The organism is Flavisericum labens (genome assembly GCF_045446075.1).
Lineage (GTDB): Bacteria > Bacteroidota > Bacteroidia > Flavobacteriales > Flavobacteriaceae > Flavisericum > Flavisericum labens.
Map to the genome: position 1 here is coordinate 199,526 of NZ_JBJJBQ010000004.1, position 23,882 is coordinate 223,407.

General features: G+C 35.9%; 20 protein-coding genes. 7 read left to right on the forward strand and 13 right to left on the reverse strand.

Going from position 1 to position 23,882, the window contains the following annotated elements; all coding sequences use genetic code 11:
* The 8 genes from ACIEHO_RS09055 to ACIEHO_RS09090 all read right to left on the reverse strand — a co-directional run bounded on the left by ACIEHO_RS09055 (position 1) and on the right by ACIEHO_RS09090 (position 9,052).
* A complete protein-coding gene (locus tag ACIEHO_RS09055) occupies positions 1-792 on the reverse strand; it encodes an FkbM family methyltransferase (protein WP_406970862.1) in 792 nt (263 codons plus the stop codon).
* Positions 792-2,027, reverse strand: coding sequence for an ABC transporter ATP-binding protein (locus ACIEHO_RS09060; RefSeq protein ID WP_406970864.1), 1,236 nt, complete (start codon positions 2,025-2,027; stop codon positions 792-794). The genes ACIEHO_RS09055 and ACIEHO_RS09060 overlap by 1 nt, the downstream gene beginning before the upstream one ends.
* A 117-nt stretch (positions 2,028-2,144) precedes the next feature.
* Positions 2,145-3,005, reverse strand: a complete 861-nt coding sequence (locus tag ACIEHO_RS09065; protein ID WP_406970866.1) for an ABC transporter permease — start codon at positions 3,003-3,005, stop codon at positions 2,145-2,147.
* A 685-nt stretch (positions 3,006-3,690) separates the two neighbouring features.
* Entirely contained in the window at positions 3,691-3,978 is a 288-nt protein-coding gene (locus tag ACIEHO_RS09070; protein ID WP_406970868.1) for a GIY-YIG nuclease family protein, read from the reverse strand.
* Positions 3,979-4,394: 416 nt separating this feature from the next.
* Positions 4,395-4,979, reverse strand: a complete 585-nt coding sequence (gene cysC / locus ACIEHO_RS09075; RefSeq protein ID WP_406970870.1) for an adenylyl-sulfate kinase — start codon at positions 4,977-4,979, stop codon at positions 4,395-4,397.
* Between the two features lie 4 nt (positions 4,980-4,983).
* Positions 4,984-5,772 carry a 3'(2'),5'-bisphosphate nucleotidase CysQ gene (gene cysQ / locus ACIEHO_RS09080; protein WP_406970872.1) on the reverse strand — a complete coding sequence of 263 codons (789 nt, stop codon included), beginning with the start codon at positions 5,770-5,772 and terminating at the stop codon, positions 4,984-4,986.
* A gap of 15 nt (positions 5,773-5,787) precedes the next feature.
* On the reverse strand, positions 5,788-8,247 hold the full coding sequence (locus tag ACIEHO_RS09085) for an exopolysaccharide transport family protein (protein ID WP_406970874.1): 2,460 nt from the start codon (positions 8,245-8,247) through the stop codon (positions 5,788-5,790).
* Between the two features lie 10 nt (positions 8,248-8,257).
* Positions 8,258-9,052, reverse strand: coding sequence for a polysaccharide biosynthesis/export family protein (locus ACIEHO_RS09090; RefSeq protein WP_406970876.1), 795 nt, complete (start codon positions 9,050-9,052; stop codon positions 8,258-8,260).
* 105 nt (positions 9,053-9,157) lie between these two features.
* Here ACIEHO_RS09090 and ACIEHO_RS09095 point away from each other — a divergent pair, with 105 nt between their 5' ends.
* Together ACIEHO_RS09095 and ACIEHO_RS09100 are read left to right on the forward strand one after the other, a co-directional pair.
* Positions 9,158-11,023 carry an ABC-F family ATP-binding cassette domain-containing protein gene (locus tag ACIEHO_RS09095; protein WP_406970878.1) on the forward strand — a complete coding sequence of 622 codons (1,866 nt, stop codon included), beginning with the start codon at positions 9,158-9,160 and terminating at the stop codon, positions 11,021-11,023.
* A 3-nt stretch (positions 11,024-11,026) separates the two neighbouring features.
* On the forward strand, positions 11,027-11,800 hold the full coding sequence (locus ACIEHO_RS09100) for an O-methyltransferase (RefSeq protein WP_406970880.1): 774 nt from the start codon (positions 11,027-11,029) through the stop codon (positions 11,798-11,800).
* A gap of 62 nt (positions 11,801-11,862) precedes the next feature.
* Here the strand turns inward: ACIEHO_RS09100 and ACIEHO_RS09105 are convergent, their stop codons facing one another.
* A complete protein-coding gene (locus ACIEHO_RS09105; RefSeq protein WP_406970882.1) occupies positions 11,863-13,974 on the reverse strand; it encodes a DUF5723 family protein in 2,112 nt (703 codons plus the stop codon).
* Positions 13,975-14,110: 136 nt separating this feature from the next.
* On the opposite strand from ACIEHO_RS09105, the gene ACIEHO_RS09110 reads away from it, so the two are divergent.
* From ACIEHO_RS09110 to secA, 3 genes are all read left to right on the forward strand, one after another.
* Positions 14,111-14,683: a cob(I)yrinic acid a,c-diamide adenosyltransferase gene (locus tag ACIEHO_RS09110; RefSeq protein ID WP_406970884.1), complete on the forward strand. Its 573-nt coding sequence runs from the start codon at positions 14,111-14,113 to the stop codon at positions 14,681-14,683.
* 212 nt (positions 14,684-14,895) lie between these two features.
* Positions 14,896-15,117, forward strand: a complete 222-nt coding sequence (locus ACIEHO_RS09115) for a DUF2795 domain-containing protein (protein WP_019387375.1) — start codon at positions 14,896-14,898, stop codon at positions 15,115-15,117.
* Between the two features lie 202 nt (positions 15,118-15,319).
* Complete coding sequence (gene secA, locus ACIEHO_RS09120; RefSeq protein WP_406970888.1) at positions 15,320-18,673, forward strand: preprotein translocase subunit SecA; 3,354 nt, start codon at positions 15,320-15,322, stop codon at positions 18,671-18,673.
* Positions 18,674-18,901: 228 nt separating this feature from the next.
* Here the strand turns inward: secA and ACIEHO_RS09125 are convergent, their stop codons facing one another.
* Together ACIEHO_RS09125 and folE are read right to left on the reverse strand one after the other, a co-directional pair.
* Complete coding sequence (locus ACIEHO_RS09125) at positions 18,902-19,162, reverse strand: hypothetical protein (RefSeq protein WP_406970890.1); 261 nt, start codon at positions 19,160-19,162, stop codon at positions 18,902-18,904.
* A gap of 45 nt (positions 19,163-19,207) precedes the next feature.
* Positions 19,208-19,795 carry a GTP cyclohydrolase I FolE gene (gene folE / locus ACIEHO_RS09130; RefSeq protein ID WP_406970892.1) on the reverse strand — a complete coding sequence of 196 codons (588 nt, stop codon included), beginning with the start codon at positions 19,793-19,795 and terminating at the stop codon, positions 19,208-19,210.
* Positions 19,796-19,916: 121 nt separating this feature from the next.
* Between folE and ACIEHO_RS09135 the strand changes: the two genes are divergently transcribed.
* Positions 19,917-20,585: an ABC transporter ATP-binding protein gene (locus ACIEHO_RS09135; protein WP_406970894.1), complete on the forward strand. Its 669-nt coding sequence runs from the start codon at positions 19,917-19,919 to the stop codon at positions 20,583-20,585.
* Positions 20,586-20,662: 77 nt separating this feature from the next.
* On the opposite strand, the gene ACIEHO_RS09140 is transcribed toward ACIEHO_RS09135, so the two are convergent.
* Positions 20,663-21,475: a hypothetical protein gene (locus ACIEHO_RS09140; RefSeq protein WP_406970896.1), complete on the reverse strand. Its 813-nt coding sequence runs from the start codon at positions 21,473-21,475 to the stop codon at positions 20,663-20,665.
* Between the two features lie 214 nt (positions 21,476-21,689).
* Here ACIEHO_RS09140 and ACIEHO_RS09145 point away from each other — a divergent pair, with 214 nt between their 5' ends.
* Positions 21,690-22,466, forward strand: coding sequence for a TIGR02757 family protein (locus ACIEHO_RS09145; RefSeq protein WP_406971084.1), 777 nt, complete (start codon positions 21,690-21,692; stop codon positions 22,464-22,466).
* Between the two features lie 45 nt (positions 22,467-22,511).
* On the opposite strand, the gene ACIEHO_RS09150 is transcribed toward ACIEHO_RS09145, so the two are convergent.
* Positions 22,512-23,333 (reverse strand): serine protease family protein, encoded by an 822-nt coding sequence (locus ACIEHO_RS09150; protein ID WP_406970898.1) that lies wholly within the window; start codon positions 23,331-23,333, stop codon positions 22,512-22,514.
* Between the last annotated feature and the right edge of the window lie 549 nt (positions 23,334-23,882).

Genomic DNA, 23,882 nt, shown 5'->3' on the forward strand with positions numbered 1-23,882 from the left:
TTATATTTGAGAATAATTTTTGTCTAACACACCTTCTTTTTTGATAAACACAAATTCACACAACCAAAGCACTTTATTTTCAAAAGGTCTATTTATATCTGTAATTTCAAACAATTTAAAACCTTTCCCATTGAGATAATTTAATATATTTAATGCTGTGTTTTCCATTCTATGATTCACTATAGCAACTTCCACCATTATAATTTCTACATCTTGAAGGACCCCTTCTGCTCCTTTTAACACTTTTAAATCTAACCCTTCTGCATCTATTTTAAGAATATTCGGCAATTTTAATTTATTGTCTTTTGCAAAAGAATCCAACCGAACTATTGGCAATTCAATTTGTTTAAATCCTCTTGTTTTCGCTTCTTCTTCTGAAAAAGAATAAGAACAACTATCATCTCTATCATGGATTGTAAACTTAAATACATCATTTACTTCTCCGAGTCCTACAGAAAATAAATGGACATTTTTATAATCTTTTAAAAGTGCGTTAATATCATCTTTAAGGTCAATTTGAGGTTCAAACAAATAGTAGCTAGCATTAGGGAAATATTTAAGGCATTCGGAAGTCCAAGTGCCTTTATTAGCTCCAATGTCGTAAATTGTTTCTGGATGATAATTCTGATTTATCAATATAGAAAAAAAATTATCCAACAAATTCTTTTTAGAAAAAGTATTTATCTTGACGTTTTTATTAATAATTGCCTTATTAAATGCTTCAGTTTTTGAAATTTCATAACCTAAATTATTAACTGTTTTTTTAATTATGTTTTTAAATAACTTTTTCATCAATAATAATTTGTGTCAATTAACTTTGAGTCCATTAAAAAAGGTGTCCAAATTTGCTTATCATGCTCAATTTGGATTGTTATAGCTTTATGTATTTTATAAAAAACATTAAAACCTGAATCTTCTGAAGCGGTGAATGTAATATTATAAATCCCTTTTGATAAATAAATATTTTTTAACTGAAAAGAAAAAGTAATCTTCTCTTTGTTTTTAATCACTTTTAATTCTTGATTTACTGGTAATACTTCTGCTATACCTCTTTGCTCTTTATCGTATATTGCCAAAGAAATATAAGGGATTTTTGATAACTTGTTATTTTTAATAGTAAAATTTAAATTTACAGTATTACCCCAGGGAATATCATAGGAATTATTTGTTTTATTTACACCTTCAATCCATGCTTTTTTTAATTCGATAGAATTATCTGTAAAAACCACCTGTGAATCTTCGTTTGTTATAAATTTATGATAATATAAATCAATCCCACGAGACACATTTTCACCTTGAAAATTAGCTAACCCATTTTCCATTAAAATAATTTGATTACAAATGCGTGACACCATGGGCATATTGTGTGATACAAATACTATGGCGGTGTTTGGCAAAATAGTGTCAATGGTTTTAAAACATTTTAAAACAAAGCCTAAATCGCCTACTGCCAAGACCTCATCTATAATCAATACATCGGGTTCCATTTGTGCCGCCACGGCAAAGCCCAAACGCACTTTCATACCAGAACTATAGTTTTGTACGGGCATATCGATAAACTCACGTATTTCGGCAAAGTCTATAATAGCCTCTACTTTGGCGTCTATCTCCTTTTTGGTAAAACCTAAAACGGCGCCGTTATTATAAATATTTTCGCGACCGCTTAAAATGGGGTTAAAGCCTGCGCCCAATTCAATCAATGCGCCCACGCGACCACGAATGGTTACTTTACCGGCATCGGGGTTTATTAGGCCGTTTAATATTTTAAGCAGTGTAGATTTTCCCGCGCCATTATGCCCTATCAACCCCAAACACTCGCCACGACGTAGTTCAAAATTAATATCTTTTACTGCCCAAAACTCTTTATCGCGTAGTTCTCGAATGGTTTTATTGCCTCGAATGTTAGCCACCAAGTCCTTCACCCCATACCACAGACTGGTTTTTAAGTCTTTACAGAACTTTTTGGAGACACCTTCTACTTTTACAAGTACCTCTTTATTTGATGGTATGTTTTTTTCTTCTATCATTTTTTTTGTCGTGAAACGGTTTTTCGTGAAACGATTTTCGTGAATCGTGAGACGGTTTTCGTGAGACGATTCACGATTCACGCTTTTGACGATTCATGCTATTCACGATTGACGGCTCTAAGCACTCATACGTTCTAAAAATATAGGAATCGATATTCGATAAAAAATCAAGCCCAAAAGAAACAATGGGATACACGCTAATAAAATCCAAATATAATAATATAAAAAAGTTGGGTCTGTACCTACTATAAAATCTCTAGAGGTTACAACCAATGCAGAAAAAGGATTTAACTCCATAACGGTTTTTAAAAATCCAGTTTTCGGAATAACATATACCACTGGGGTTATATACATCATTAAACTTAAACCCATAGACACCACCCGCATTACATCTGTATACAACATGCCTATAGGCGTAATAAACAAACCAATGGTAATACCTACCAAAATGGCTCCTAAAATAGCTAGTGGCAATAATAGTAAGGACATATTAAAACCTACCCCAAAAATAAACACAAAGGCTAAAAGTAACGCTATCTTGATACTACTGTCGAACAGCAGTCTATAAACACCCGAAACAATGAGGGCTTCTTTTGGAAAATTTATTTTAGCCATGATACCTTTAGCAGCATTGGTGCTTCTAAGTGGTGTATTTATAGCACTTTTAATAATAGACCAAATAAGAGTGCCTGAAAAAGCAAACACGGGATACGGAATGCCCGTATCAGTAAGTTTTATAGTGCCAGTATAATTTAGAAAGATCCAAACAAAAGCGGTGGTTAAGGGTGCCACAAAGGCCCAGATAATTCCAAAATACGATTGCCTATATTGTGCTTTTATATCCCTTACGGTTAACTGCCTTGCCAGATATAAGGAACGCCTTGTGTCACTGAGGGTTTCCTTTAGCAAATTAAGTAGGCTTATTTTATTCTCTTTTTGGTATATTTTGGTCTCCAATGGCATAGATTCTTTGGGCAATTTACTGTCTGTCTTGCAATTTAGGTTAGGATTTTTTTTAATGAGTAAATATAATCAGGTAAATGCTTGGAAAAAAATCAATTGAAGTAAAAAAGTTAATTTATTGTGGGTATGAACAACTTTGTCAGTTCGAGTGATCCCGATTATTTTATCGGGATTGTATCGAGAACCATGTCAGTTCGAGTGAAACCCAAGGAACGCCGGGTTTTGTATCGAGAACCATGTCAGTTCGAGTGAAACCCAAGGAACGCCGGGTTTTGTATCGAGAACCATGTGTTAAGAACCCCTATACAATAGCTAAAAAAACTAAAACGAAGGAGCTATTTTGAGTTAATAAAAAGTGTGGCAGCATTACAAAAATACGTCTCGATACAAATTTGTTCGTCCCTCACAAATCCACTCGACGTGACAACACTTCAACAAACACTGTCAGTTCGAGTGATTTTTGAAGCATGAGAAAATCGTATCGAGAACCATGTGTTAAGAACCTCTATACCATAGCTCAAAACAAATTAAAACGAATAATCCATTTGCTATTAAAAAGCATTGCAGCTCTACAAAAATACGTCTCGATACAAATTTGTTCGTCCCTCACAAATCCACTCGACGTGACAACACTTCAACAAACACTGTCAGTTCGAGTGGTTTTTGAAGCATGAGAAAATCGTATCGAGAACCATTTAACCTAAAACTTTTTTTTAGACAAATTTGGCAATTTATCAAACTCATTATTAATCAAAGCTTCCTTTTTAACCTTAGACCATTTTTTTATTTGCTTTTCAGCTTGAATTGCTAGATTTGGATCGGTAAATTCAGCATAAAAAACTAATTCAACAGGGCGTCTGGTAGAGGTATAACTGTCTTTGTGTTTCCCCATTTGATGTTCTACAAACCTATTTTCAAGATTAGATGTGAATCCCGTATAATAGCTCCCATCTGAACATTTTAAAATATAGACATAGTAAATCTTCATGTTATAAAAATAAAACTTAAAAATACGTCTCGATACAAATTTGTTCGTCCCTCACAAATCCACTCGACGTGACACCCCTTCAACAAACACTGTCAGTTCGAGTGATTTTCAAAGCATGAGAAAACTGTATCGAGAACCTTGTGTTAAGAACCTCTATACCATAACTCAAAACAAATTAAAACGAATAATCCATTTGCTATTAAAAAGCATTGCAGCTCTACAAAAATACGTCTCGATACAAATTTGTTCGTCCCTCACAAATCCACTCGACGTGACAACACTTCAACAAACTTGTCAGTTCGAGTGAAACCCAAGGAACGCCGGGTTTTGTATCGAGAATCCTGTCAGTTCGAGTGGTTTTTGAAGCATGAGAAAACTGTATCGAGAACCAAGTTTAGCAAGACCAAAACAACAACCTACAACCGCCTCTTCAAAACCTCCAAAATCTTGGCAACTGCTTCCTGCGGACTTTCTTTCATGGTTTGAATTTCAATCGTAGGATTGACCGGAACCTCAAAAGGTGAACTGATACCCGTAAAATTTTTAATCTCGCCTGCTCTTGCTTTTTTATACAAACCTTTTTCATCTCGTTCTTCACATACTTCTAAAGGCGTGTTTACAAAAACTTCAATGTAATAATCTTTTCCCACAATGGTTTCGATATCTTCTCGTATTTTGTTATATGGCGTTATAAAAGCTGCAATAACCACCAAACCGGCATCTATAAACAATCTGGCTACTTCGGCAGTGCGTCTTAAATTTTCAACACGACCTTCTTTTGTAAACTTTAAATCTTTATTAAGGCCGCGTCTTAAATTATCACCATCCAAGGTATAGGTGTGGATTTGCTGTTTGTACAATTCTTTTTCCAACAAATTGGCAATAGTGGATTTACCTGACCCCGACAGACCCGTAAACCAAATTAAACAGGGCTTGTGTTTTTTAGTTCGTGACCGATCATCTTTGTTTATAGTGTAATCTTGTTTTTTAATGTGTTCCATCATTTTACTGTACAATAAAATAGGGGTTCAATAGATTCTCCTTATTATAACTTAACTCTTCACGTTTATTTATTTGCATCACTTTTAAACCCACGGCATTACAAATGGCATGACCGGCGGCAGTATCCCATTCCATGGTAGGTGCCATTCTAGGGTAGATATCGGCATCGCCTTCGGCTACGGTACAAAATTTTAAGGAACTTCCTTTGGATACCAAACTAATCGTTTTGCCCTGTGCTTCCAAATCTTCAATGAATGCATCGGTTTCCTTACTTTTATGGGAACGGCTACCCACTATTTTAATATGATTGGAAGTATTTTTATGATACACTATCTCGGTACTTTTTTGAAAAACAGCCTCTGTAAATTCATGACTTACTAACTCACTTTTGTAGGCTCTATGATCTGAAACCACAGCATAATACACTGTTTTTGAAACTGGTACATAAATTACCCCTAAAACGGGCTTGCCATTTTCAATGAGCGCTATATTTACGGTAAACTCACCGTTTCGCTTTACAAACTCCTTGGTACCATCCAACGGATCGACCATCCAGCAAGTATCCCATTTTTTTCTAATAGCAAATGGCACTTGTTTGTTTTCTTCACTAATGATAGGAATACCCGTTGTTTCCAAATGCGCATTGATGACTGCATTTGCTTTGGTATCGGCAGTAGTTAGTGGTGAATCATCAGGTTTTAGGGCTACTTCGAAACCATCAGCATAAATTTTCATGATTTCAGCTCCGGCAGTTATGGCAGCTTTCACGGCTAATGTAAGTAAGGTATTCATGATTAGCGTACGTGTTTACTTCTTTTTAAAAACGCTTTTTATTTTATACCACAGGCCTCTTTTATGGTTGCTGTCATCATGGTAGCCATTGGCATAATTACCATAGCCATAACCATAGCCGTAACCATAGCCATAACCATAACCGTATTTGGCTTTTTGGTCGTAACCATTATACACCACACTAATGTTTTTAACCTGTTTGGTGCGGTGTTTCTCGTTTATAAAATTAAGCATCTCGCGTTTGGTATAGTCTTGGCGAATGACATATAAGGTGGCATCTACATGCTCAATCAACTCCAAGGCATCGGCAACCAAACCAATGGGCGGTGTATCTAAAACAATATACTCATAAGTGGTTTTTAATTGCTCGATAAGTTCTTTAAGCTTATCTGTAATCAATAATTCAGAAGGGTTTGGCGGAATAGGTCCCGAAGTAATCACATCCAAATGATCTATCTCGGTGGTTTGAATAACATTTTTAAGAGATTGATCACCGATCAGGTAGTTTACCACGCCCCTATCATTATCAATCCCAAAATCACCAAAAATCTTTGGCTTTCTTAAATCCAGTCCCAATAAAATGGTTTTCTTTCCACTTAAAGCTAATACCGTGGCCACGTTAATAGAACAAAAAGTTTTGCCCTCTCCACTTACAGACGAGGTGACCAATACCGTTTTGGCACCTTCAATTTTATGGGTTTTATAGAAATATTGCAAGCCAGTGCGAATAGCACGAAATGATTCGGCTGCTGCCGATTTCGGACTTCTGTGCACCACCAAATTATTGTCCAGTTTATTTTTGCCCACAACCCCAAGTATAGGGATACTGGTCAATTGCTCCACATCTAAAGGGCTATGAATATAATGGTCGGTAAGGGTCACAATAAAGGCTATGAGCAACGGAATGAGCAATGCTAAAAAAGCTGCCATGATATAGCGAACATTTAAATTTCTACCTAAGACCATGGCTCCTGTATTTTTAGCGGAATCAATGATCAAAATATCAGACACATTAGACGCTTTGATAATCTCGGCTTCCCCGCGTTTGGCTAAAAAAACATTGTAGGTTTGCTGGCTTAAGGTATATTGACGCTGCATACTTAAAAGTTCCTGCTGATCTTCTGGCAATTTGCTAAACTCTAATTCCAACAAACTTAAATCTTTATTAACCTGGTCTTGTTCACGTTTTAAACCACTGGTAACCGAACTGATATTTTCCAACAGCACATTTTTCAAACCTTCTATTTGCCTATTTAAATCGTTAAATATACTGGTATCGCTTCTTACGGAATATTGTAATTTTGATTTCTCTACCGATAGATTATTGATTTTACTCACATTAGCAACAATATTGGGGTCGCCTATACCGGCAATGGAAGGTGCTGGTATATCGGTAAACGTATTACTGGTTAACAAGTAGTTTCTCAGGTTTGCATAATAATCCAACTGCCTAATGATGCTTTCTTTATTGTTATCTAGTTTAGTAAACTTTTCGTTAAGCAGTTTACTTTCGTCATCCAGACTGTACATTTTATTTTTCTTTCTATAATCATTTAAGGCACTGGCATTATCTGACAGTTCATCCTTAACTCTAGAAATTTGGTCATCAATAAATGTAATGGCGTTACTAGCATAGAGGTTTTTGCGTTCCAATTGATCGTCACTCAAAACATCGACCATCGCATTTAAATAATCGACTATTTTTTGGGTATTCTTATCGATTAGGCCGATATCCAAAATGGGAGAACCACCAATATTGATAACACTCGTCCTTCCCTTATAACTGGCCACAACACCATCAAAGTGTCCAAATTGAATAAACAAGGGACTCCCTATGTTAAGCTTACGGCCAGCTTCCAACTTAAGAACTCCTTTTAAAAAAGGAAGTTCTACTTTTTCGTTTACTTGAAACTGTTTTTTAAAGACGCCCACTGGCACATCAATCCGCGATATGGCTTTGGTCATATAATTTTGTGCAGGAACACGAGCATTTTCAAAATTAACTTCCAGCTCGTAGGTGGTGTCATCTATAAAGGTGATTTTTATGGGATTATTGATAAGTTGTGGGGCATTGTAATCATGATCAAACCGAAAAGGTGCCGCTTTGTAAATATCTTGTTTTGTAAAACGACCTTGTTTTAAATAGCTTTTATAAAACTCCAAACGCTCAACCACCTTTTCATGATGGGTTCGTGATTCTAAGGTTACAATAATGGTTTGGACTTTAGAAGTCACCCCGCCCCAATTAAAGGTTAAACTGGCATTGGAGGTAAATAATGGATTGCTATCATCTTCTATCGCTATTTTAGTACTTAATTTATACGAAAACTCTTCACGGATATTTAGCTGATAAACCACATAGGTACTGATGGCCAATAATAGTAAAAACCACTTCCAATAGCTTAAAGCCCTAAATAAAAACTTCTTGATATCGAATGCTGAGTTAGATTCTGAAACTTCAAATTCATCAATCATACGATTATAATTACAGGTTTTTAGTTAAGAAATACGTGGATACAACCACAGAAAACAGCGAAGCAATGATGGTTAAATTTTGAATTGCCGTTTGGCCAGCACCCAATGCTTTACGTTTTAAAGGCTTCACTAAAATAATATCGTTGGGCTGAATGTAATAATACGGCGACTGTGTAGCTGCAAAATCCGTTAAATCAATATGGTGAATTTTTTGTCCATCAGGATACTGCCTAATAATCAAAACATCTCTTCTATCGCCTGTTTGCCTGATATCCCCCGCATTTGCCAAGGCTTCAATAATGTTCACGCGGTCTTGGAATAGGGTATGGACCCCCGTACCAACTTCACCTATCGTGGTGTAGCGCAAACCCGCCAATTTAACGGTTACAAACAATTCGGCCGTTTCCTTAAAATATTGCTTTAGCAGTTCGCTTTTAACTTTTTTTTCTATTTCATCAATGGTAAAGCCCAAAACATTGATCTCTCCCAATACCGGGAATTCAATTTGGCCATGCAAATCGACTGTAAATCCATTGAAATAAAGTTGGCCTCCACTGCCCGACTGGCCATTATTATTGCTTTGAACAGGATTAAAAATACTTACCAGTTCCGCATCAAGTGCTTTAACATTAATACTCAAAATATCATTGACTTGAACCCTGTATGGTTTTGAGAGTTCTTTAATTAATAAAGAATCATAAACAACAGTCCCTTTATCTTGCAAATAAACAACCTCTTTATTGGTAATACATGAAGAACATAAAATACTGATTGTTATGCAAATAAACAATAATGCTTGTTTCATCCTTGGGGAAATTGATTTATCACAAATATAACTTTTAGGTTTGAACAATAAAACTAATACCTTATTTTTTGGATATTTGTTCGTTCTTTGTAAAAAATATAAATATTGAATTACTTAACAGTAGAAAACATATCAAAATCTTACGGCGAGCTTAGCCTTTTTGAAGACATTTCGTTCAGCGTTCATAAAGACCAAAAAATAGCTTTTGTCGCTAAAAACGGTACAGGAAAGACTTCTATTTTAAATATTCTTTCTGGTGATGACCAAGCCGACTCGGGCAATGTTATTTACCGAAAAGATATTAAAGTGGCGTTCCTGTCGCAAGACCCTAAATTCGATAACGACTTAACCGTTGAAGAAACCATTTTTGAAAGCGATAATCCCATTTTAAAAATCATATCCAACTATGAAAAGGCCCTTTTAAATCCTGAAGACACTGAAGCTTACCAAAAAGCATTTGATGCCATGGAGCGCCATCAGGCATGGGATTTTGAAACCTTATACAAACAAATACTTTTTAAATTTAAACTTGATAATCTAGACCAAAAAGTAAGCACTCTTTCTGGCGGACAAAAAAAACGTCTCGCTTTGGCCAATGCTTTAATCAACAAGCCCGATTTATTAGTTCTGGATGAACCCACCAACCACTTGGATTTAGAAATGATTGAGTGGCTTGAAACCTTTTTTGCTAAAGAAAACCTGACCCTTTTTATGGTGACGCACGACCGTTACTTTTTAGAGCGCGTTTGTAATGAAATTATTGAACTAGATCAAGGCCAACTTTACAGTTACAAAGGAAATTACTCGTATTATTTAGAAAAACGCGAAGCCCGTATTGAGCGGGAAGCCGTCGAAACCGGAAAAGCCAAACAACTATTTAAAAAAGAACTGGATTGGATGCGTCGCCAGCCCAAAGCCCGTACCACAAAATCGAAATCCAGAATTGATGATTTTAACGACATAAAACACCGGGCCCACCAACGCCGGAGTGACCACCAAGTACAGCTGGAACTTAACATGGAACGCTTAGGGAGTAAAATTTTAGAGTTCCACAAAGTATCGAAAGCATTTAAGGATAAAACGATTTTAAACGGATATGATTACACGTTTAAAAAAGGAGAACGCGTGGGCATAATTGGTAAAAATGGCACAGGAAAAACGACTTTCCTAAACATTTTAACCCAAACAGCTAAACCTGATTCTGGCAAGGTAGTTAAAGGAGATACCGTAAAATTTGGTTATTACACACAAAGCGGAATAAAAATAAAACCAGAGCAAAAGGTTATTGATGTAATTCGTGAGTTTGGTGATTATATTCCGTTAAAAAAGGGGCGACAAATTAGCGCCCAACAACTACTAGAGCGCTTTTTGTTTAGCAGAAAAAAACAGTATGATTTTGTTGAAAAATTAAGTGGCGGTGAGCGAAAGCGGCTTTATTTATGTACCGTTTTAATCCAAAACCCTAATTTTTTAATTCTTGATGAGCCAACAAACGATTTGGATATCGTCACCTTAAACGTTTTGGAAAGTTTTCTTTTGGATTTTCCAGGATGCATCATCGTGGTATCGCACGATCGCTATTTTATGGACAAAGTGGTCGACCATCTTTTTGTTTTTAAAGGTGAAGGCATTATTGAAGATTTCCCCGGAAATTATACCGATTACAGGGTTTATGAGGATAGCCAAACCGTAATAACCTCAAATACTACTGAAGACAAAAAAGACAAACAATCTTGGAAACAAAACGAAGCTTCCAAGTTATCGTTTAATGAAGAAAAAGAGCTAAAAAACATTGAGAGTAAGCTCAACTCCTTAAACTTTGATAAAAAGGAATTGGAAAGCAAGTTCAACAACCCCGACTTAACGCAAGATGAGATCAACGAACTTTCAGAAAAGTTACAAGAGATAATAGATAACATTGAAGCCAAAGAAGAACGTTGGTTTGAGTTATCGGCCAAACTAGAGGAGTGATTTATGCTTTATCAAAGTATTGAATTTCTAAAATTCTTATTGCGCTCTACCAACCAACATGGGGTGCACTCCCCTTTTGTTTACGATTTGGTAACCCAGTGTTTTTACGACAAAAAAAAGCACGAAGCCTATTCTGCGATTTTAAACTATAAAAAGTCGCTTAAAACAAATCACTCCAAAATAATGACTACCGATTTGGGTGCGGGTTCGCGCATTTCAACGAAAAAAGCACGAAAGGTTTCTGAAATAGCCAAAAATGCTGGTACCACCAATCAGCGAGCAAAACTATTATATCGAATTGTTAATTACTTTAAACCCTTGTCGGTTTTAGAGTTGGGCACGTCTCTTGGTATTGCCACACACGCTATGGCGTTGGGAAATCCAAAAGCTAAAATCAGCTCTATTGAAGGCTGTCCAAATATTTCTGAATTCACAAAAGACTATTTCAAAAAACATGGCCTAAAAAATACCACGGTAATAACAGGTGACATTCAAAATGAAATAGAAAGGCGTACTTCAAACCAATACGATTTGGTGTTTTTCGACGGTAATCACCAAAAAGAGGCCACATTAAATTATTTTGAAACTTTGCTGCAAACCGCACATAACGATACGGTGTTTATCTTTGATGATATTTATTGGAGCAAAGCGATGACCGAAGCTTGGGAAATCATTAAACAGCACCCAAAAGTAACAGTTACTATCGATACTTTTTTCTGGGGTTTTGTTTTTTTTAGAAAAGAACAGGCAAAGGAACATTTTACCATACGTATTTAATGGTAAAAAAAATCCCGAAGCTAAAACTTCGGGATTTTAATTTTCATTAAAAAATGATTTTTCTATTTCACCAAATTGATTTCAACACGTCTGTTTAAAGCACGTCCTGCCTTTGTTGAATTGGTTGCTATGGGCTTATCTTCGCCATAACCTTTTGATGACAATCTGTTTGATGCCACACCATTTTGAATTAAGAAAAGCATCACAGAGCTTGCTCTTTCTTCCGATAAGTTTTGGTTCAAGCTATTGCTTCCAACACTATCAGTGTGTCCTTCTATGGCAAATTTCGCAGAAGGATACTCTTGTAAAATAGCCACAATTTCTTTCAATACGCTATTTGATTCTTCTTTAATTGAAGATTTTCCAGAGTTAAACAAAATAGTTTTTGCGTATTCATTTAATGTTTTTTGAACTTCTACGGTAACCTCTGGTTCTGGCTCTGGCTCTGGGCACCCATTATTTGCCACGGTTCCAGGGACGTCAATACACTGGTCGTCTTTATCTAAAACAGTATCTCCATCGGTATCTGGCCAAGGGCAACCTTTATTTTCAACTTCTCCTGCCACATCAACACATTCATCAACGTTGTCTAGAACAGCATCTCCATCGGCATCACCCCATGGACAGCCATTATTTTCAACAGGACCTTTTTCATCTGGACACTCATCAACATTATCTAAAACCGTGTCGCCATCTTTGTCTCCCCAAGGACACCCATTGTTCTCAACAGGGCCTGCTTCTTTTGGGCAGGCATCTAATTTGTCTATAACGCCATCCTTATCTTTATCTCTTGCTTTACCTTGATACACTGGTATTTTTAGACCCGCATACACATCTGCTCCTTTTGTGTTATCACTGGTTAACGCTGAAAGCACCGAGCCAGAACCTAGGTATAATGGTCCTGCTCTTAAACCAGCTCCAGCTTGAAAACCATTATACTGAACCACACTAAGCGGTAAATAGAAACTAAACCATCTGCTTTCAAATCGTGGAGTTAAAGAAACAATATTAGGAATGCTACTCGCTTTTACTTTTCCTTTTTTTGTTAACGACAAATCGGTATTTAAGTTTAAATAAAATTTACCTCTAAAATTCCAGTCTGCATTAAAGTGAAGTGCCGTAGGCAAACTGGTTTTGTAACTACCACTTGAACTCGTTAAGGAATAAAAGTTATTTAGAAAATCTTCTACGTCTTCGGCGTCATCAAAATCGTCCTCGCTAACACCACCAGTGTTCGTTGTTATGTCGTAAACATCCTCTGCGCCTTCCTTATACTTTATGGAACCCAAATCGGTTATTGATAGCCCCAATTTTAATTTGTATTTATTTTTATGCTTCAGCGTATAAGTATCGCCCTTTGTGTTTGTTTTCGTATAATCAGCATAGTTAGGACGCCATTCGTAAACAAAACCTATATCGACACCAAAACCATTGGCATCCGGCAGTTCGTAATCGTAATTATCATTATCAAATTCAGCAAAGCGACCATAAGTGATTTCTCCCGTAGAATCAAAACTTCCTGTAGTTTCTCCTCCACCTAAATCTGTTCCATCGGCATCATAATCCACAGTAACATTTCTACCATAAATATAACCGCTGCCTAAACCTTGCAAATATTTTAAGGAAAGCCCTCCTTTTAAAAAATGCTCTTCTTTATTCATGAAGACTCTGGCATAGGTTAATCCTACTTCTGCCCAAGCTTGACCAAAGGCACCAAAATCACCTTCATTCACAACAAAATCGTCCGTATCCTCGTCATCTATGGCATCAATAGTATTTCCATTAATTTCATTGATATTAATCACAGAACGGGCTCTGGTAAAAATGGCTATTGAACTTTTCTTATTCAAATTAAACATAAAAGACGGCCCAAGAATATCTTCATAGGTTCCAAAATTGTTGTTATTAGACGGTGATTTGGTTGCATTAAGATCAAAATCGTAATCGTCCTTTAAAGCATCCATAACATTTACACCGTAATAATCGTTTCCGGCAAGAAAACTTGCACCAACCAGATTGATATCTGTTTTAAAACGGGAGTCGACAATATTGGCAGGGTTTGAAACCACGCTGTTCACTCCACTATAATTATCCGTTAGGAACCCAATAAAAGATTGAGCATGTAGACTAATTGTACCAAGTAGGAACAACATTAATAAAGTAGTTTTTTTCATAAAATTAAATTTGGTTTTTCTTTAAAATAAGCGTCGAAAATACACATTTATGTTAAATTATGTTAAACTAAACAGAAAAATCTGATTTTTAAAGACAACATTTAGCAAGTTTGCTTTTTCAAACTATATTTAGAACATGAAAATTTATACTAAAACAGGAGACAGCGGTACCACGGCCTTATTTGGCGGTACGCGTGTGCCTAAGCACCATCTTCGAATTGAAAGCTATGGAACCGTAGATGAACTCAACTCACATTTGGGGCTTATTCGCGATCAAAAAATTGCAGAGCATTATAAAGGTTTAATCATTGAAATTCAAAATAAACTGTTTACCCTTGGTGCTATTTTAGCCACCGACCCTAATAAAGCTGTTTTAAAAAACGGTAAGGAGCGATTGGATATTGAGAAAATTAGCCTTCAAGATATCGAACTGTTGGAAAAAGAAATAGATATTATGAATGATGCCTTGCCTCCAATGACCCATTTTGTCTTACCCGGTGGGCACCAAAGCGTGTCATTCTGTCATATTGCTCGCTGTGTTTGTCGCAGAGCAGAACGCTTAGCATCAGCCCTTAACGAATTAGAGCCTTTTGACAACCGCGTTTTAACTTACTTAAACCGACTTTCTGACTACCTTTTTGTATTGGCACGAAAGTTGTCTTTTGACTTACAAGCAGATGAAATTAAATGGATTCCTGAGAAAAAGTAAAGATTTATTCAATTTAAGAAGACCATCTTCGAAAGTTTTCAAGTAAGTAGATTCATTTGAATATCACAAAATTTTAACTGGCAAAAAATAAATTTGCATGAGTTTAAATTGCAAAAGAATACGTTCTTAAAATTAATGATTAAATAATTCATTTTTTCCTTGTGTGTTTAAACTAAAAATTTATTTTTGCAAAAAAATAAAAAGCACAAAACATGTATTGGACTTTAGAATTAGCATCTTATTTAAGTGATGCACCATGGCCAGCAACAAAAGACGAATTGATAGATTACGCTATTAGAACCGGTGCGCCTTTAGAAGTTGTTGAAAATTTACAGTCAATTGAAGATGAAGGAGATTCGTATGATTCTATTGAAGAAATTTGGTCAGATTATCCTACCGATGAAGATTATCTTTGGAATGAAGATGAATATTAAATAAAAGCATAAAGAATATAAAAAAAGTCTCGATTTGAGACTTTTTTTTTGTTCTAATCTTTATAAAACTAATAACATAATGTATCTTTGAGTGCTTTTAAAAGAGCATCAAAATACTTCAAAAAATAACGTGTAACCGAATGTAGTACTCAACAATGTAGAAGTATTGATTCTGGTTCACATAATATAAAACAACATACACATGAGTTTTTTAGATTCTGTACTAAAGATGTTTGTTGGCGATAAATCGAAACAAGACGTAAAAGCCATAACACCTATAGTTGATAAAATCAAAACATTTGAAGCCACATTAGAGGCTTTATCACACGACCAACTTAGAGCAAAAACCAGTGAATTTAAAGCTAAAATTGCCGAAGCGAACAAAGAGATTGACGGGCAAATCGCTAAGCTTTTAGTAGAAGCCGAAAACACTGAAGATATCGACCTTCGAGAAGATATCTATGAACAAATAGATAAACTTAAAGACGATGCCTATAAAATTACCGAAGACGTTTTAAACGACATCTTGCCCGAAGCTTTTGCCGTGGTTAAAGAAACAGCAAAACGCTTTGTTAACAATACCTCCATTACAGTTACGGCCAATGAGTTTGATCGAACATTATCTGGTGAAAAAGATTATGTAGTTTTAGAGGATGATCAAGCCGTTTGGGCCAACTCTTGGGATGCCGCCGGAAAACCCATTACTTGGGACATGGTGCATTACGATGTTCAATTAATTGGAGGTGTTGCCATGCACCAAGGTAAAATTGCCGAAATGCAAACCGGTGAGGGTAAAACCTTAGTGGCAACCCTACCTGTTTATCTTAATGCATTAGCTGGAAAAGGCGTGCACTTGGTTACTGTAAACGACTATCTGGCAAAACGTGATAGCGCATGGATGGCTCCTATTTTTGAGTTCCACGGATTAAGTGTTGACTGTATAGATTACCACAAACCCAACTCGGCTGCAAGAAGGAAAGCTTACAATGCCGATATCACCTACGGAACCAACAACGAATTTGGTTTCGACTATCTGCGTGATAATATGTCGCATGCACCAGAAGATTTGGTACAGCGTCCACACCATTATGCCATTGTCGATGAGGTCGATTCCGTTTTGGTTGATGATGCTCGTACACCTTTAATTATCTCTGGTCCCATTCCTAAAGGCGACCGCCATGAATTTAACGAACTGAAACCTAAAGTGGAGGATATCGTTAGCGTTCAGCGTAAATATTTAACGGGAGTTTTGGCTGAAGCCAAGAAGTTAATTGCTTCTGGCGATGCTAAAGAAGGGGGTTTCCAATTGTTGCGCGTGTATCGCGGTATACCAAAAAACAAAGCCTTAATTAAATTTTTAAGTGAAGAAGGCGTTAAGCAACTGCTTCAAAAAACCGAAAACTTTTACATGCAGGACAACAACCGCGAAATGCCAAAGGTTGATGCCGAATTGTACTATGTTATTGAAGAAAAAAACAATCAAATTGAATTGACCGATAAGGGTGTAGATTATATCTCCGGAAAAGACAACCCAGATTTTTTCGTCATGCCCGAAATCGGAATTGAAATCGCTAAAATTGAAGAGCAAGGTCACGAACCCGAAAAAGAAGCTATACTTAAAGAAGAACTGTTCAAGGATTTTGGCGTAAAATCAGAGCGCATCCATACTTTGAACCAATTACTAAAGGCTTATGCTCTATTTGAAAAAGACACGCAATATGTGGTCATGGAGAATAAGGTGATGATTGTTGATGAGCAAACGGGGCGTATTATGGATGGACGTCGTTATTCAGACGGACTTCACCAAGCTATTGAGGCCAAAGAAAATGTAAAAATTGAAGATGCCACGCAAACCTTTGCTACGGTAACACTTCAAAACTACTTCAGAATGTACCGCAAACTTTCAGGTATGACAGGTACGGCGGTTACTGAAGCTGGCGAGTTCTGGGAAATCTATGAATTGGACGTGGTTGAAATACCAACCAACAGACCCATTGCCCGTGATGATAAAGAAGATTTGGTTTACAAGACCAAACGCGAAAAATACAATGCGGTTATTGATGAAGTGACTAACCTATCTCAAGCTGGTCGCCCAGTATTGATTGGTACGACTTCAGTTGAAATTTCAGAATTGCTTGGTAAGATGTTAAGCATTCGTAAAATTCCGCATAACGTATTAAATGCGAAGCAACATAAAAAAGAAGCTGATATCGTTGCCGAAGCTGGTAATGCCGGCCAGGTAACCATTGCCACCAATATGGCGGGTCGTGGTACCGATATTAAATTGAGCGACGAAGTTAAAAAAGCGGGCGGTTTGGCCATTGTAGGTACCGAACGCCATGATTCGCGTCGTGTGGACAGGCAATTGCGTGGACGTGCAGGTAGACAAGGAGACCCAGGAAGCTCTCAATTTTATGTATCCCTAGAAGACAATTTAATGCGTCTATTTGGTAGTGAACGTATTGCCAAAATGATGGACCGAATGGGATTGAAAGAAGGTGAAGTCATTCAACATTCCATGATTTCAAAGTCCATTGAGCGTGCCCAGAAAAAAGTTGAAGAAAACAATTTTGGTGTTCGTAAGCGATTATTGGAATATGATGATGTTATGAACGCACAACGTGAAGTCGTTTACAAACGTCGTAAGCACGCATTACATGGCGAAAGACTTCGTGTAGATTTGGCCAATATGATTTTTGATACTTCGGAAGGTATTTCCGAAACTAACAAAGAGGCTAATGACTTCAAAAATTTTGAATTTGAATTGATTCGTTATTTTTCGATGAGTTCGCCTGTATCTGAAGCTGAATTCGGAAAATTATCAGCTCAAGAAATCACTTCGAAAATATACAAAGCCGCTTTTGCCCATTACAGAGAAAAAATGGAGCGCAATGCAGAAATTGCCTTTCCTGTAATTAAAAATGTCTATGAAAACCAAGGTGATAAATTTAAACGTATTGTGGTTCCATTTACAGATGGTACCAAAAGCTTAAATGTAGTAACCGATCTTGAAAAAGCATATGAGTCTAAAGGTAAACAGTTAATTACCGATTTTGAAAAGAACATTACACTAGCCATTATTGATGATGCTTGGAAAACCCATTTACGTAAAATGGATGAACTAAAACAATCAGTACAATTAGCGGTTCACGAACAAAAAGACCCATTACTTATCTATAAGTTTGAAGCTTTTGAACTGTTTAAGGGCATGATTGATCAAGTGAATAAAGATGTTATTTCATTCTTATTTAAAGGTGAATTACCACAAGAAACACAAGAGACCATTCAAGAAGCTAGAGCAAGAAAGCAGGAAAAAGTTCAAACAACCAAGGAAGAAATTCCTAATTTAGATGAACGTTCTGCCCAAAGTCGCGCTGCTGGAAACACGCAACGCAAGCAAGAAGTTGTTGAAACCATTGTTCGCGACAGGCCTAAAATAGGTCGTAACGATCGTGTTACTATAAAACATGTTATAAATGGTGAAAATAAAACCTTAAAATACAAACAAGCCGAACCTTTAATTACCAAAGGCGATTGGGTTTTGGTTGAAGATTAAAAACTATACTAGTACAGCACAATAAAACCGATAGAGATTTCTATCGGTTTTTTTAATACTAGACATTTTTTTTGATAGTCCTTCTCATATCATAACATCTTGTTTTGTCATGCCGAACTTGTTTCGGCATCTCATAATATTTGTAATCTATAATTTTATGATGAGATCTTGAAATAAATTCAAGGTTACGAGCAACTTTACGTATAATTAAGGGTATTCAAATTTTCCTTATTTTTTCTTAAACACATAAGTGTATAACCACATAAGTGTAAAAGTGGGTATAACGTCCAAACCGGGAAGCGCTTCTTCTACAAAAGCAACGACCCCTGCTATTTTTCCGGGCTTCCCTTTATAGAGTTTGGTCATAAGCCAACCTGAAACAGGCGCCCAAACGATATCCGAAAATTCGCCCACACCGGGTATAAAAAAAGAAACATATCCCAAGGCATCTAAAACAATGCCGATTATTAGTTTTTTGTATTTATTCATTAAGCAATATTTGTTTCTTAAGGCAGAACAAGAAATATACCAAAATTACTTTCCAATAAGTTTCAAAAATTCATTACGGGTTTCAATCTTTTCAAACTGTCCTCTAAATCCAGATGTCGTTGTTACCGAGTTTTGTTTTTGCACGCCGCGCATCATCATACACATGTGAGACGCTTCAATAACCACGGCTACACCTTGGGGTTTTAATGTATCGTTGATGCAATCTAAAATCTGTTCTGTTAATCGTTCTTGTACCTGCAACCGTCGTGCAAACACATCAACAATCCTAGGCAACTTACTTAAGCCCACAATTTGCCCATTGGGTATGTAAGCGATATGAGCCTTACCGAAAAAAGGCAGAATATGATGCTCGCAAAGCGAATACAATTCAATATCCTTTACTATTACCATTTCATCGTAGGTTTCCTTAAACATAGCTCCTTCAAGTATTTCAACTGGGTCTTGATGGTAACCTTGGGTTAAAAACTGCATGGCTTTGGCTGCCCGTTCCGGTGTTTTTAATAAGCCATCGCGCGTGGCATCTTCGCCTAAATCCTTAATAATATTTTCATATCTAGCTTTGACATCGTCGGTAACTTGCATATTGTATTCTTCAAAACTTTTATAAGGCATGACCTCCTAAATTTAATTTTCAAATAAATATAGCCTTTAAAACGGATACAACAATAAAAAGGTATTTGAAATTGTACAGGAAAACATAAAATAGTAATTTCACCACTGATATTTTCAACAGATGATTCAAGCTAAAAACATTCATAAATATTACGACGACTTACATGTTTTAAAAGGTGTTGACCTTCATATTGAAAAAGGGCAAATTATTTCGATTGTTGGTGCTTCGGGAGCTGGAAAAACAACATTACTACAGATATTAGGTACTTTAGACAAAGCATCTTCTAAAAATAGTTTTACGCTTGACATTAATGGTACAGACGTTAGTAGACTAAAGGATAAATCCCTGGCAAGGTTTAGAAACGAACATATTGGATTTATCTTTCAATTCCATCAATTGTTACCAGAATTTACAGCCGTTGAAAATGTTTGCTTACCTGCTTTTATAAAAGGCACCAATAAAGCAGATGCTGAAAATCGAGCAAAAGAGCTATTGGATTTTTTAGGATTATCGCATCGTTATGATCATAAACCTAATGAATTATCTGGAGGGGAACAACAACGTGTTGCAGTAGCCAGAGCATTAATAAACAATCCTAATTTAATTTTTGCCGATGAGCCTTCAGGAAATTTGGATAGCGAAAGTGCCGAGAATTTACACAATCTCTTTTTTAAACTTCGCGATGAGTTTGGGCAAACTTTTGTAATTGTTACGCATAACGAAGAACTTGCCGATATGGCTGACAGAAAATTGACCATGGTCGATGGGAAGATTATAACCAACCAGTAAATATAATTTGAAAAATAAATTCGCATAAAAAAAGAGACTGCCGAAACAGTCTCTTTTTTTTATGGCTTTTGAAACAATTAACTACTAAATGGATAAATTTGTCCAAAAATGGTAATTGTGTTATTTGTATAATTTATTTTTATATCGCTTATGTCAGCAATATCCACATCAAGAATACCAGATTCAATACCTCTTGGCAATAAGATGAAATGCAGCGACTCTTCCACAGTTAAACTATACTCAATTCCGTTGGCACTTACCCCAGATTGATTTCCATTAAGCAAATATTCGTCGTCCCAAATGTTAAATGGCGTATCAGAACCTTCAATCCACGTCCGTGTCGTATTTTCAGTATAATACACAACAGCACCTGTTGGAGCTGTAACTTTTCCGTTTTCAATAACAACACTGTACTCTAAATTAGAGTCTTGATTCATTCCTAAATTCTTAACAACATGAGTGCCTTCAACTTTAAAATTTTCATGATAATAATTATCAAAAGTAGCTGTGTGTTGGCTATCTTCAATTCGGTACCAATTGGTTGAAACAATGGTAACAATCCCTTTCCGGGTTATACCATCTTGGCATAATACACCCGTACCATAATCTATGGTAATGGTTTTCGGGAAGGTAGTAAAATCAAGTGGCTCAACCGTAATGGAAGGTCCGTCCAATTCACTTTTACTTGCTGATTTTCCAGAAGTCGAACTTTCAGAACTTAAAACAGCATCACCACCATTATTACCAACATCCTGGAAAATTTTATTCACGATAGTGTACTCAACCAAGGCTGTTAAAGCATCCTGTTGGACATTATCATTGTTCACTTCTTCTTTGTCTTGGCAACTCACTAGAAGTATTGCCAAAATAGGAATTATTAGTTTTCTCATAATATGAAATTTAGTTATCCAAATAACGTAATAAATGTTAATTTTCGTATGCTTTTAAGACATGATTTTGCTGTTTACATGATATTTTTACCGTTTATCGGTATTTTTGATATTAATTTAAAATTAAGTGATGGAACGCTATCTTCGTTTTTATGAGCGCAGCAAACATATAAAAGTTGTATTTTTGAAGTTGAATGAATACAAAAAATAACTCATTTCTTTGAACTTAACCCAGACCGAACTAAAAGACTTTCTCGACACCAAAGCAGAGGCTTATAACAAACCTGATTTTATTGATAGCGACCCGATTCAAATTCCACATCAATTTTCAAAAATGGAAGACATTGAAATCGCAGGTTTTTTAACGGCTACCATTGCCTGGGGCAATCGAAAAAGCATTATCAACAATGCAAAAAAGCTAATGGTTCTAATGGACAATGCGCCTTACGACTTTGTGATAAATCACCAAGAAACCGATTTAGAAAAACTGTTGCCATTTGTGCACCGCACATTCAATGGTCAGGATTGTATTCAATTTATAGCGTCTCTAAAACACGTTTACAATAAGCACGATGGTTTGGAAGCTGTATTTTCAAAGTATGCCGAAACCGATTCATTACAACCTGCCATCTCTAAATTCAAATCTATTTTTTTTGAAATTGAGCATTTACAACGAACAAGAAAGCATGTAAGCGATCCGTTAAAAAAATCGGCAGCCAAACGTATCAATATGTTTTTACGTTGGATGGTACGACCTAACAATACAGGTGTAGATTTCGGTATTTGGAAAACTCTATCGCCCGCACAGTTGTCTTGTCCATTAGATGTACATTCCGGCAATGTAGCCCGTAAATTGGGGCTATTAAAACGAAAACAAAATGACGCCAAAGCTCTTGATGAGTTGGACAAAAATCTACGTAGATTAGACTCTGTTGACCCGGTGAAGTATGATTTTGCCTTATTTGGATTGGGTGTATTTGAAGGGTTTTAGGTCTACTCTATTTAAACAGTAAAGTGATTTTTATGGGTAAATGCACTAAAATTTATGATTATCTTTTTTGTTACCTACAATTATTTCTTCTATAACTTGCTTTTTCCAAACTATTCCTAATTGAGCATCAAAATCATCTTTTCCTACTATTCTGCCAGAATAAATACCTACAAAGCCTTCAATAGTTCCTATAATAGCACCTTTTGGAATTATTCTTCCATGCGCTCCATGGATACCAGTCCTCCTGTAAATAACTGGTGCCCCAGACATACCTCGTTTACTTGCAGTGTCAACAAATATTTTTGGCAATTTATCCATATCAAGGTCTGGTTCTGTAGCCACACTTCCTCTTTTCCAAATTGGAAACTTGCCTCCCCCATCTAAATTGTATGGATAACCTAAAATAAAAATATCATCTGCTATTTCTAAATCAAAATCATTGAACTCAATTTTGTTTATTGGTGTTAGGATTGCATTTAAATTTTCACCTATATCAAGTTCAATTGCTACAACATCTACTTTCTCTCCAAACTCAGGGTGAATTAGCCAGTCGGATTCATCATTATTGTCATACAGATATATAGAAAAATTACTCCAACTCAAATAGGGCTTTTTTTTAATTAGTAAGGACAAAACCAAAACATTAGGAACACCACCATGAATACTAATAGGTTCTCTTGTTAATGGATTTAAGCCTGTAACATTATGCCAATTTGTTATTAAATAATATTTATTACCATATTCATAAATAAATGCTGTTGCAGAAGCAAGTTTTTGTTTAGTTTCCTCTAGATACATTGAAATGGAAACCGTACAATAAGAAACCTTATTTATATTTACTTTTCGTGGATTTTTAGATTTGCTCATAAAAAAATGGAATGCTGATTAATACCTACTCATCTGCCTTACCCAATGCTTGACTTGGTACATGTTTTCGATAATTTTTTTAGCCGCTGATGGACTACTGGCACTAGTTGAAACGTCTATTGCGGTGCCAACACCTTCTATTCTTATTTTATCTTTATATATAAATAAACCAGATTTTTGAATTATTTTACTTTAATTCGTACATACTTGAATAAATAGAATATGACTAGCCATAGCCCAGTCATAATTCCAAGAGTAATAATTCCTTCATATAAAAATATGTGATTCAGTTGAAATGCCAGTTTTTCACCAAAAGTCATTGGATATTTATCAACATATATGTTTTGTTCAAATAAATAATCAAACTGATATACATAAAGGCTATATTCGGTTGTATCATATTTTCCAAATTGCATAGCTAATAGTATAATTACCAAAGAAATCATAACTGACTTTGCCAATGTTTTCAAGAAGAATTTACTAATTGTTAGGTTGAGAGTTTTAGCCATTGTATAATATATATGATAGATTTTCACAATTTATGAAATA